General features: G+C 41.0%; 10 protein-coding genes. 8 read left to right on the top strand and 2 right to left on the bottom strand.

Features of this window, described 5'->3' with window-relative positions; translation table 11 throughout:
• Positions 1 to 215 precede the first annotated feature (215 nt).
• From ACKPEB_RS10620 to ACKPEB_RS10610, 3 genes are all read left to right on the top strand, one after another.
• Positions 216 to 461 (top strand): hypothetical protein, encoded by a 246-nt coding sequence (locus ACKPEB_RS10620; RefSeq protein ID WP_408964854.1) that lies wholly within the window; start codon positions 216 to 218, stop codon positions 459 to 461.
• Positions 462 to 754: 293 nt separating this feature from the next.
• Positions 755 to 2,458 carry a beta-carotene ketolase CrtO gene (gene crtO / locus ACKPEB_RS10615; RefSeq protein WP_408964853.1) on the top strand — a complete coding sequence of 568 codons (1,704 nt, stop codon included), beginning with the start codon at positions 755 to 757 and terminating at the stop codon, positions 2,456 to 2,458.
• Positions 2,459 to 2,682: 224 nt separating this feature from the next.
• Positions 2,683 to 3,201, top strand: coding sequence for a pentapeptide repeat-containing protein (locus ACKPEB_RS10610; RefSeq protein WP_408964852.1), 519 nt, complete (start codon positions 2,683 to 2,685; stop codon positions 3,199 to 3,201).
• A 274-nt stretch (positions 3,202 to 3,475) separates the two neighbouring features.
• Here the strand turns inward: ACKPEB_RS10610 and ACKPEB_RS10605 are convergent, their stop codons facing one another.
• Entirely contained in the window at positions 3,476 to 3,613 is a 138-nt protein-coding gene (locus tag ACKPEB_RS10605; protein ID WP_408964851.1) for a hypothetical protein, read from the bottom strand.
• 800 nt (positions 3,614 to 4,413) lie between these two features.
• On the opposite strand from ACKPEB_RS10605, the gene ACKPEB_RS10600 reads away from it, so the two are divergent.
• Positions 4,414 to 6,339 (top strand): NB-ARC domain-containing protein, encoded by a 1,926-nt coding sequence (locus ACKPEB_RS10600; RefSeq protein WP_408964850.1) that lies wholly within the window; start codon positions 4,414 to 4,416, stop codon positions 6,337 to 6,339.
• A gap of 75 nt (positions 6,340 to 6,414) precedes the next feature.
• On the opposite strand, the gene recR is transcribed toward ACKPEB_RS10600, so the two are convergent.
• Positions 6,415 to 7,026 (bottom strand): recombination mediator RecR, encoded by a 612-nt coding sequence (gene recR, locus ACKPEB_RS10595; RefSeq protein ID WP_408964855.1) that lies wholly within the window; start codon positions 7,024 to 7,026, stop codon positions 6,415 to 6,417.
• A gap of 237 nt (positions 7,027 to 7,263) precedes the next feature.
• Here recR and ACKPEB_RS10590 point away from each other — a divergent pair, with 237 nt between their 5' ends.
• From ACKPEB_RS10590 to ACKPEB_RS10575, 4 genes are all read left to right on the top strand, one after another.
• Entirely contained in the window at positions 7,264 to 7,752 is a 489-nt protein-coding gene (locus ACKPEB_RS10590) for a redox protein (RefSeq protein WP_408964849.1), read from the top strand.
• Positions 7,753 to 8,541: 789 nt separating this feature from the next.
• Positions 8,542 to 10,494, top strand: a complete 1,953-nt coding sequence (locus tag ACKPEB_RS10585; protein WP_408964848.1) for an AMP-dependent synthetase/ligase — start codon at positions 8,542 to 8,544, stop codon at positions 10,492 to 10,494.
• Between the two features lie 161 nt (positions 10,495 to 10,655).
• Complete coding sequence (locus ACKPEB_RS10580; protein WP_408964847.1) at positions 10,656 to 11,102, top strand: YlqD family protein; 447 nt, start codon at positions 10,656 to 10,658, stop codon at positions 11,100 to 11,102.
• A gap of 125 nt (positions 11,103 to 11,227) precedes the next feature.
• Positions 11,228 to 12,018, top strand: a 791-nt coding sequence (locus ACKPEB_RS10575) for an E3 binding domain-containing protein (protein ID WP_408964846.1), incomplete at its 3' end; no start/stop codon positions are given.

The raw sequence follows: 12,018 nt of genomic DNA, 5'->3' as shown, positions 1-12,018 counted from the left end.
TTTAACTTAACTGTTGAGAATTGTTAGGTTTGCAACACTAAAGTGCAACTACAAGCAATCTATTAATTCTCTGTTGAAAGCTTAATAAAAAACAATTATAACGAACTCAACTTCTGAATTTTTAGGATGATCCTGTATAATAACTTTCAAGTTTTTTCATCTATCCTCAGATAGAATTCTTCTACCTAGTTTTTCCTTTACCCAAACCTGAGCCTGTGAACAACAAATACGCGCAAGTCAAAGAAGTTTTAAGCCTGTGTTTGCCTGCTGAAAATGTGGTTTCCCTCCTAGAGCAAGTTCATCTTCAACTAGAGGCTGATCCCGATACAGTGTTGGAAGTTGTCACCACAATTCGTGACTTTTCTATCCGTCATGAATGTTCCTTTGGAACCGCTTTTTCCCTGTTTCGGCAATGTCGTCACTTTGGAGATTGGCAACGATTAAAAGAGTTATCCTCTTAATATTAAGATTTAAGCATTTTTTTAACTCAATTGCCAACTCTGCATGACGGATGGTTCAATGTAAGAGTCAGAACTTTTTAGGATTTTTTTTATTTTATTAAATCAAAACCCCACCCCAGTTGATCTCCAGAGGAAACAGTTGAGGTGGGGTTTCTTTTCCTTAATGTAATAATTTTTAATCAATGATCCTTCTTCCAAAAGATGTAAGTTTTTCCATTTTTTTCCTCTAGGGACTATGAAAGATCCCGATCTATTGATACACTAAACCCAATGATCAATAGTCGGGTTTTCTTATGTCTATTTATGATGTGATTATTATTGGTGCAGGTCATAATGGGTTAGTTTGTGCGGCCTATCTTCTCAAAGCAGGATATCGTGTTTTGCTGTTAGAAAAACGTCCTGTTCCTGGGGGAGCAGCGACAACAGAAGAAGTCATCCCTCAAGAAGCACCTGGATTTAAGTTTAACCTCTGTGCGATTGATCATGAATTTATCCATCTTGGCCCGGTTGTCCAAGAATTAGAATTAACAAAATATGGCTTAGATTATTTATATTGTGACCCGGTTGTGTTTTGTCCTCATCCCGATGGACGATATTTTTTAGCTCATCGTTCTGTTGAAAAAACTTGTGCTGAAATTGCTCGCTATAGTGAACGGGATGCTCAAAAATATCGAGAATTTGTGGAATATTGGCAACGGTTGATGAGTGCTGTTAGTCCTTTATTTAATGCTCCTCCCACTTCAATTGTTAATATTGCTAAAAACTTCAATCGAGAGACTTTAATTGATTTATTTGCTGTGTTGGGAGGAACCGATAAAATCTTAGATTTTGTTAGAACCATGTTAATTAGTCCAGAGGATTTAATTAATGAATGGTTTGATAGCGAAATTGTTAAAGCACCTTTAGCGAGATTAGCTTCAGAAATTGGTGCTCCTCCCTCCCAAAAAGGTATTTCTGTCGGAGCCAGTATGTTAGCCATGCGTCACCATCCGGGGATGTCTCGTCCTCGTGGGGGTACAGGTGCATTAACTCAAGCATTAGTTAATTTAGTGAAACATTTAGGAGGTGTTATATTAACAGAAACTCCTGTAGAAAAACTATTAATTGATAACGGTCGAGTGGTTGGAGTTAGAGTTTCAAATCAGCAGGAATATCGAGTTAAACGGGGAGTCATTTCTAATATTGATGCTCGACGTTTATTTTTACAATGTGTAGATACCGCAGAACTAGACGCAGCCGACCCTCATTTGCGAGAACGATTAGACCGTAAAATTATTAATAATAATGAAACGATTCTTAAAATTGATTGTGCTTTATCGGAACCCTTGCGCTTTGAAGCTTATAATCATCAAGATAGTTATTTAATCGGATCAGTTTTAATTGCAGATTCGGTTAATCATGTAGAAAAAGCGCATAATTTATGTACGGTTGGCGAAATTCCTGATCAAGATCCGTCGGTTTATTTAGTGGTTCCAACGGTTTTAGATCCTTCGATGGCTCCTGAAGGAAAACATACTTTATGGATTGAATTTTTTGCCCCTTATCAGATAGCAGGAGCCGAAGGAACAGGGTTAAATGGAACCGGATGGACGGATGAATTAAAATATAAAGTTGCAGATCGGGTACTGGATAAAATTGCTGAATATGCGCCTAATTTGAAGCATTCAGTTTTAGCACGTCGGGTGGAAAGTCCGGCGGAATTAGGAGAACGGTTAGGATCTTATAAAGGTAATTGTTATCATATTGATATGACTTTAGATCAAATGATTTTTTTCCGTCCTCTGCCAGAATTAGCTAATTATACAACTCCCATTCAAGGATTATTTTTAACGGGTGCAGGAACTCATCCAGGCGGGTCAATTTCAGGAATGCCGGGGCGAAATTGTGCTCGTGTCTTTCTGCAAGCACAAAAACCGTTTCATCAAGTCTTAAAACAAACTCAAAATTCCTTAAAGTCGGTTTGGCAAGCCTTTGGACAACATGAAACCCGGAGTTAATTTTAGTGATTTTTTATACTTTTAAAAGTTGAAATACGGATATTGTGATGGGTAAAACACTAAACATCCTGAACATTAATTTTTATTCAGGTCAGTAAGCCAATATCAGTCTATCGGGGGATAAAAATTGAATAATTACTTAAATAGCCACTTTGAGTTATAACAGAAGTAGAAGCCAGAAACCCTTTACCAAAAATGCTATGAAGCCAATAGAGCATAGTCCTATGTCTATTTTGATGAGTTCTCGTGAACTGTTAGATCGTTATGCTGCTGGAAAGCGAGGTTTTATTGGAGTAAATTTGCAAGGTGCTGATTTACGAGGGGCTCTATTAAACAGTATTTTACTTTGGCAAGCTAATTTAAAATCTGCGAATTTAAGTGGGGCTGATTTCAGTAATTCTCATTTATTTGCTAATTTAAGTCAAGCCAATTTAAGTCGTGCTAATTTATCCAATGCTAAACTAATTTATGCAGATTTAAGGAAAGCTGATTTAACCTGTGCGAAGTTATTTAAAACGAATTTGAAAGGGGCAGATTTACAAGGGGCAGATTTACGAGGAGCTAAGTTAATTTATACAGATTTGGAAGGAGCGAATTTAAAAGGAGCAAATTTAAGTGGAGTTATTTTATTTGCTGTTAATTTGAATCAAGCGAATTTAGTCGGGAACGATTTAAGCCACACGACATTGATTAAAACTGAAATTAAATCGGCTATTTTATCCGAATCAAAACCCATAGAATAGCAAGCTACCCACATCAAAAACTTTTAAGGATTACATATTATTCCTCTCCCTGTCGTACCCAAAAAAAAATCACCCGCATCTACTCAATCGGATCAGGGATCTAACCCAACAACAAAATTTAAACCCGTTAAATTAATATCAAAAGTCGGAATTCCTGAAAATTCTCCGCCAAGTTGTTTTTGAAATCAAGCAGTAGTACAAGGGATTTTGGGTTCAGAAATACTACGGGTACAAACCACGCAATCAATATCACTCAAGGATAATCCCGCCTCCTCTAATGGTTGTTGGCTGGCCATTGATCCCCTTTGAGACGCAGTTTCATCTTGACCAAAATGAGGAACTTGACCCCTGATTTTCCTTCCCTCCAAGCCGCTTCTAGTCTTAACTGTTGTCCTAATTGTTCCGCAGTCACTCAGGCTAAGTTCTGAGTACCGGGGGAAACGTTTAAGGTTTCTGTCGTGAACTGGGGAAGATTATTCAAAGGTCTACGGCTGATCACCAGCCGGCGATTGACTGTACTAATATTTGTTAAGCCAATCATAAAGTTTAAACCGTGTAGGCAAATTTAAAGATTAACTTTAGATTTCTTTGAATCCTTCTTTTCAATTTCTAATTCTCGCCTCAAAAATGTTGCGGGGGATGAAAAAGCTATGGGGAAGAACAGAAATAAATTCAACTCAATTCTCAGGTCTAAACCGTCCCATGGGTCACGTTCAAACTGGGTCAACGAGCTTCACTTTTAACTTAGGGGGGGCTATCCGATTACAAACGACTGCTGACTGGACGCCTGGGGTTGGTAGAATTTTAAAAAATGACTGTTTTGCCCACTAGACCTAAAGTTTCTCCAGGTGGTATGCTCAAAGCTGGAAAGCGGATTCAAAGTTAACCCTTCTTTTCCAGACGAGGAGGATGAAAACCCAATCTGTCGAAGATTAGCTCATAAAACCGAGAATATATGCTAAAATCAAAATTGAGAGTTCTTCAGTTTTTGGGCAAATTGCTCAATGCAGAATCGAACGATTTTCAAGGGTGTGGGGAAGAAAGAGGTATACAACTCCAACTTGTTCTGGCTGTGTTTCCCTTGCTTGACGATTTCCCCAGATTGATCCTTTGTTCTGAATATGACTCGATAGAAACTAGCACCTATTGACAAGATCAGAATTTAGCATCAAGCTTGCATTCAATCTTAAAATTTATTAGGTTAAATTTGATATGGTACCCAGAGAATTTCTAAAGACTGTCGCTGCGAGAGTTGGAATTTCCGACAATGAACTGGAAGTAATGGCACGGGCAATCCAGGGAGAACCAATGACCACGATTTCCAAGCATTTAGGTGTTCGCAAGGATGCCTTACAAAAACGCTTGGGAGAAGTGTATAGGAAGTTAAACATTACTGGGGCTGGCCCAGGAAAGTTAGCCAAACTTCAGCAACGATTGTTAGCAGAGTACCAATCGGAAGGTCATCAAATTGGCGGGGGCATGAATGGCCAATCCGGCCGCAAAAAACGGCTTTTGGGCGGTATGGATTCCCAAGGTTTGAGTAGTAATGTTCAAATCGATTGGGGCAATGCACCCCGACTCGGTGCCTTTTATGGTCGTTCAGAAGCGTTAGTCACTTTAAAACAAGGATTAGTCGCTGAACGGGCCCACCTGATGATGGTACAAGGGATTGGCGGCATTGGAAAAACCGCTTTAGGGGTGAAATTAGTTCAGGAAATTGCCCCGGATTTTGACCAAGTGATTTGGCGTTCCCTGCGAGACAAACCTTCTCCGAGTGAGTTTATTGCCTCCGCCTTTCCCAATATTGCCCAAACCCCGTTAGCGTGGGATGATTCCGAAGAAATCACTGAATTCATCAAAACCCTCTCTAATTCTCGTTATTTATTGGTGATTGATGAAGTTGAATATATCACGCAACTGGGGAGTCAAGATGCGGCGTTCAAGAGTTATGAATCCCTCTGGCAACAAATTAGTGAATCTTCCCCGCGCAGTAGTATTTTATTAATGGGTTGGGAAATTCCCCCAGAGTGGCAACAATTTGCGTCTAAACCTCCTTTACAGTTAACCGGATTATCAGAACAAGACGCTCAACAATTGTTGCTTTCCGGTCAAGAAACGCTGTATTTAGATGGAAAATACCTCTCGGAATTAGTTCACTTATGTGGAGGCAACCCTTTAATTTTACAATTATGGTCGTCTAAAATTCCCGATTTAACCATTGGCAACCTTACGAAATTAATCAAGCAAAACACCTTAGTGATTGAAGAATTGGTGCGTCAACATCTGCGTAGTGATCAGGAATTGTCAGAGCTTGAAATTCGTTTAGTTTGTTGGTTAGCGGTGAACCCCAAACCTGCCACCTTAAGTGAATTAGCCACAGATTTGATCCTTTCGGAAACTGAAACGGAAGTTCAACTGTCTTTAGATTTCTTAACGGAGCGATCGCTATTAGAAACAACTCCCGGTCAACCCACCGCCTATACCATTAATAGTCATTTCAAAACAGACATCTGGTATCAATTGATGGGTAAATCCTTCAATGAACTGGGTTATAAGCACTATTTAGAAGGAGAATTCCTATCGGCGAAAACCGATTTATTACAAGCCGTCCGTTATCACCCTAACTTAAGTGCAGGTCATTATAATCTAGGGTCTACCTACGAAAAATTAGAACAGTTTGAAGCCGCCAAAAAACATTATCAAATTCTAGCCGATGTTGATAATAATCGGGCAGCCCAAGCCGCCGTTAATAATTTAGCTCGGTTGGAAATTTTAGAAGGTAAAACCCGCGACGCCATTGATAAATTAGAAAAAACCCTTGCCCAAGTTAAAGACAAAGGCGTCAGATCGGCTTTACATAAAAATTTGGGTTGGGCTTATTTCCTCCAAAATAATCCCAAACAAGCCGAAGTGGAACTTCGTCAATCGTTAGATTTAAAAGAATCTAATGTCGTGGCTTACTATATTCTGGCTCAAGTTTTAGAAGCTCAAAACCGAAATAAACAAGCCTTAGTGTTTTGGGAAACCGCTTTAGAACAAGATCAAGCCGATCAACAATCTAACGGTGTCACCTGGCGCTTACCTGAATTACTCACCTGGCGGATGATGGCGCGTCAACGGTTACAAAAAGAAGGCTAGATTTTAACCGGGTTTCGCTCTCCCCCCTAAGAGAAACCCAGAGGGGGGAGTTTCGAGGTGAGAGTGTCTAACAATCTAATCTAACTCTCTCCGACCTTCTAACGCCCGTGTTAAGGTAATTTCATCCGCATATTCTAACTCCCCTCCCATCGGTAAACCAAAGGCAATGCGGGTGACTTTGGTAAAAGGTCTTAACAGTTGACCTAAATATAATGTTGTCGTTTCTCCTTCAACACTAGGACTAATCGCAATAATCACTTCTTTAATTTGTTGTTGACTCACCCGACGCACTAAAGGTTGAATCGTTAATTGTTCGGGGCCAATACCATCCATCGGTGAAATTACCCCACCTAAAACATGATATTTCCCTTTATATTCCCGTGTTTTTTCTAAAGCAATCACATCACGGGAGTCGGACACCACACAAATCGTCTCCGGGTCACGTTGAGGATGACGGCAAATCTCACAAACAGGTTCAGCCGAGAGGTGAAAACAAACCTGACAAAAACCGACTTGCTGTTTAGCATCTAATAACGCCTGTGCTAAGGCTTGCACATCCTCATCAGGACGCTTAATCAGATGAAGGGCTAACCGTTGGGCTGTTTTTGGCCCCACACCAGGTAAACGTTGTAATTGCTCAATTAAGCGAGCTAAAGGACGAGTATAAACCGTCGGACTGCCTCCAATTCAACGAAACGTAGTCAGCTTTTCAGGGCTTTCTTCGAGTTCTCAAGAACTGACTCCGATTTTACCGTAATTTTTGAACTCAGCGTGCCAAGACAGGGGTTAAGGGTCAACCGTCCACCTGGAATTGATTGATTCGCTTTCTGCATAGAAACTATTCTGAATCAGTTTTGATTGTTGGAAACGGTGTAACTAAGCTTAAAGACAACCTGCGAAACACGAATATTTGATCAAGTCCGTATGTTTGAATTAATCCCCTTTCATAAATTTCGGGATACTCCGAGTGTCCGTTTTTTTGATATTACCATTCCCAATTCAAACGCCCGTGATTTAGTTTTTCATGAAGGGCCAGCCATTAGTCCCAATAATACTGACGCCGGATATTGGCAATTTTATCTCCATCCGCATCAAGAAGATAATTTGTTAGCCGTCAGTGGCGGACGGACTTTTTATTTAGTGAATTTTGCTTGGAAACATCCCTATCATATTGTTAGATTAGATGCCAATCGTCAGATCTTAAGAATTCCCCCCGGAACCTTCCATCGTTCTGTTTCTGACCCCGATGGTTCTTTGGTGTTAAATCAAGCCGTTAGAACCGCAGAAGCCACTGTTGCCAGCGAGTTTCGGGTTTATAATAGTTCTGAAATTCCCCGTTTACTTCGAGTTACCTCTAAGTTTGGGCCACCACCGATTTTACATGGCTTTGACGATGAACGGCAAGTCGCTTAACTTGAGAAACTGGGTTTTTCTGGGAGAATTCAATCATATGTGAAGTACCCAACGCCAACGTTTTACTTTTGGCGTTGGCTTCGTCGCTGACAAAAGCCTCCCTTAAAACTGGGTTTAAGATGGGTCTTACTTCGTCTCCAGAGGCTAAAACGCCACTTCCTGACGCTAAAAAATAGTCCCGCTTTTTGATAAAAACCCAGTTTCTTCGAGAAACCGCGTATCAATCATCATAGGTTTGAATCAAATAAAATCCAATATTCTCCAACTTGAGGAATATTTTTAAGGAAAAAGATATTAAACAGGAAAAAATTATGGCTAATCGAACTAAAGCATCAAAAAGAAATAAAAATAAACCCGTTCGTAATCAACAATTGATTCAAGATATTAAAGATGAGATTGCCTTAAATCAAAGTGAACCGACCTGATTTTTTGATGTATTTATAATAACAAGTTTTCTAAGTATAAACACTAGGTCTAGGATCAGACTGGACTGATTGCCAACGTTTAAGATATTGCCCCATTTAATGTTAAACAGGATTTAATTTCGATTGCTCAAACCTGATCCAGACACAAATCTGTCCTGTATTTCTCTGGAGAGTCCTCTTCCTCGATTAAGATAGATAGTCACAGTGTCATAGCAGGGAACCGCTTAACCGAGAGGAAAAAGCAACAAGTGTTAGCTTTCAGCATCAGTTTTTGTCCGAACTGTTCTAGCGACTGCTATCAAAACAAAATCATCTGATTGGGGATGGTTCACTCACTGTAGTTGACTCACTAAAATTAATGACTATGATTCATTCAACTGATTGGCGTTCTCAGTATGCGGGTCTACAGGGTTTTGCAGAAATCTGGCCAATTTTAGACCAAAATGTAGGTCAAATGATTGCCTTACATGACCCTCACGGAAAACCGGAAGTTCGCCTCACCTATTCTCAACTGTGGCAGCAAATTCAACAATTTGCCATCGGATTACAAAACTTGGGAATTGAGGCGACAACGGAGGGACTTCCGCCCCGTATTGCTTTATTCTCTGATGATAGTCCCCGATGGATGATTGCTGATCAAGGTATCCTGACCGCAGGGGCGGCGGATGTGGTGCGGGGGGCAACGGCTGATCCGTTAGAATTAACTTATATTCTCAAAGATAGTGGCAGTACGGGTGTCGTTCTCGAAAACTTCGGTTTGTTAAAAAAATTACGTTCCCAAATTGACGATTTACCGATTCAATTTGTAATTTTACTGTCTGATGAAACGCCTAATCCCCGTGATTTACCGACAATTCCGGTTTTAAATTTTAACCAACTCATGGAAAAGGGAAAAAATGGAACCTTCAAACCCGTTCAGTATGTTCGGGACGCTTTAGCCACACTCCTCTATACTTCAGGAACCACTGGAAAACCGAAAGGAGTCATGTTAACCCATGAGAATTTACTGCATCAAATTAATGCTATTCCTGATGTGATTCACCCTGATCCAGGTGAAGTCTTTCTCAGTTTGCTTCCCACTTGGCATACGTTAGGCCGTACCGGACAATATTTTTGTTTATCCCAAGGTTGCACCGTTGTTTATACAAACATTCGTTATTTTAAGCAAGATTTAAAAGAATTTAAACCCCATTATATGGTGAGTGTTCCGCGAATTTGGGAATCAATTTATGAAAGTGCACAAAAACAATTTCGAGAACAACCTGCTACTCGACAAAAAATTGTTAATTTCTTCTTTTCCATCAGCGAAAAATATATTTTAGCTCGTCGCATTGTTCAAGGATTAACCTTAAGTTTAGATTCGCCTTCAACCTCTGAAAAATTCCTCGCCCAGTTGCAAACTTGGATATTCGCGCCGATTCATTATTTAGGCGATCGCTTAGTTTATCAAAAAGTTCGAGAAGCTACTGGGGGACAATTAAAATTTGCCATTAGTGGCGGCGGCTCCTTAGCGATGCACTTAGAAAATTTCTATGAAATTGTCGGCATTAATTTATTAGTTGGATATGGTTTAACAGAGACTGCTCCCGTATTAAGTGCCCGTCGAGCATGGTATAATTTACGCGGGTCATCGGGTAAGCCCATTCCCCAAACTGAATTCTGTATTGTTGACCCGGAAACCCACCAAATGTTGCCCAGAGGTCAAAAAGGGTTAGTGTTAGCCAGGGGGCCACAAATTATGAAAGGGTATTTTGAAAATCCCGAAGCCACGGCCAAAGCCATTAACTTTGATGGCTGGTTTGATACCGGAGATTTAGGTTGGTTATCTCCAAATAATGATATCATATTAACCGGTCGGGCAAAAGATACGATTGTGTTAACCAATGGTGAAAATATTGAACCCCAAGCCATTGAAGATGCTTGTTTACGCAGTCGTTATATTGACCAAATTGTGTTAGTCGGTCAAGATCAAAAATGTTTAGGGGCTTTAATTGTTCCCAATTTAGATGCCTTAAAACAATGGGCAATTCAACAAAATTTAACCTTAAAATTACCGGAAGAACCCTTAACCCAAACTCAAGAAATCACCTTAGACAGTCCTGCGGTTCAAAACCTATTTCGAGAAGAACTCAACCGGGAAGTGAAAAACCGCCCCAGTTATCGAATTGATGATCGCATTGGCCCGTTTCAACTGCTTGCAGAACCCTTCACGATGGAAAATGGACTATTAACCCAAACCTTGAAGGTCAAGCGTCCCGTTGTAATGGAACGCTACCGCGATATGATTAACAAAATGTATGAAACCGTCACCCGTTAGTAGTCAAAGGTGAATCGGAACCGATTAACTCAGGATAGCCGTCACCGTCCTACACATCCTTGTGTCATGCTGTCGGTGAACGGTTGTGTGCAGGCGACGTGCGCGTCGCCTTTACGTTGCACGGGTGACGGAAGACTGACAACGGAAAGGCATAACAACTTATGGACAATACCCGACAATTACTGTTAAAACGACCGATTAATGTTAAGGCGGTGGTGACACCCCGTTGGAAAGAAGAAGCTCAACAGCAACTTCAAGTCCAAATTAATCAAATTGATAGTCAGTTGCAACAGTTAGAAATGCAAGGACAACGCATGATTGCAGAAATTAAACGTACTAATCTGCAACCCCTTGGCCCCGATGCCTTGCAACAAGTCGAAGAAATCCAAGTTCAGGTGAATGAACGGAAAAGCCAACTCTTAGATCAAAAAAATCAAAATTTGCAACAACTCCAACAAGTTCAAACCTTAGAACTTGAACAAGAAGTGAGTCAAGGACAAATTGAAAGCATTTTTACCGTTGCAGAAGGTGACAATTTGATCAATAAAATGCAAGTGGAAATTCTGCTGCGAGATGGTGTGATTGAAGCCATTCGCGGAGACCTTTAAAAAGGGTTGTCCGTTGACGGTTAATCAGGATCAAAGAATGGGTATTTGCAAGGATTAATTGGAAATCACCAACGGTCAACACTCAACACTAATTTCACGTTTAAACTTTATTTCTTTGAGCGCTTATGGCAATTCATGAAATTTTTATGCCCGCCCTGAGTTCCACCATGACGGAGGGTAAAATCGTTTCTTGGCAAAAATCCCCCGGTGATAAAGTGGAAAAAGGGGAAACGGTTTTAATCGTTGAGTCGGATAAAGCTGATATGGATGTGGAATCCTTTTATGAAGGATTTTTAGCCACCATTATTGTTCCGGCCGGAGAATCTGCCCCGGTGGGTAATACGATTGCTTTAATCGCCGAAACCCAAGCCGAAATTGAACAAGCTAAACAAAAGGCATCTTCTCAAACTGCCACAACAACAGCCCCAGCCCCTGTGGCTCAAGCGGTGGCAGCCAGTTCTGCAACCACCGCAACCGTTACCGTCGCACCTCCGACAACGGCACGCAATGGCAGAATTGTGGCTTCTCCCCGGGCGCGGAAATTAGCTAAAGAACTGAATTTGGATTTAGCGACATTAACGGGAAGTGGGCCTCATGGCCGTATCGTCGCAGAGGATGTGCAAACTGCCTCTGGACGTTCGACCCCAGCACCAACGGTTCAACCTCAAGCAGCCCCTGCACCTGCGGTTCACAAGCCTCTCGCCCCGGTTCCCGCGCCTGCTCCAGCCGCTGTTCCTTTGGGTGAAGTTGCCCTGATGAACACCTTGCAAAATGCCGTTGTCAGAAATATGACGGCGAGTTTATCGGTTCCGGTGTTCCGGGTGGGATATACCATCACAACGGATGCTTTGGATCAATTGTATAAACAACTAAAATCCAAAGGCGTCACGATGACGGCGTTATTAGCAAAAGCTGT

It is taken from the genome of Planktothrix sp. (genome assembly GCF_046067725.1).
GTDB lineage: Bacteria > Cyanobacteriota > Cyanobacteriia > Cyanobacteriales > Microcoleaceae > Planktothrix.
The sequence above is the reverse complement of the archived record's forward strand: the minus strand, read 5'-3'. Positions and strand labels throughout refer to the sequence as shown.

Bases quoted from the DNA above. Each gene is read 5' to 3' on its own strand.
- crtO (WP_408964853.1), top strand. From the start codon at position 755: ATGTCTATTTATGATGTGATTATTATTGGTGCAGGTCATAATGGGTTA.
- ACKPEB_RS10610 (WP_408964852.1), top strand. From the start codon at position 2,683: ATGTCTATTTTGATGAGTTCTCGTGAACTGTTAGATCGTTATGCTGCT.
- ACKPEB_RS10600 (WP_408964850.1), top strand. From the start codon at position 4,414: ATGGTACCCAGAGAATTTCTAAAGACTGTCGCTGCGAGAGTTGGAATT.
- ACKPEB_RS10590 (WP_408964849.1), top strand. From the start codon at position 7,264: ATGTTTGAATTAATCCCCTTTCATAAATTTCGGGATACTCCGAGTGTC.
- ACKPEB_RS10585 (WP_408964848.1), top strand. From the start codon at position 8,542: ATGATTCATTCAACTGATTGGCGTTCTCAGTATGCGGGTCTACAGGGT.
- ACKPEB_RS10580 (WP_408964847.1), top strand. From the start codon at position 10,656: ATGGACAATACCCGACAATTACTGTTAAAACGACCGATTAATGTTAAG.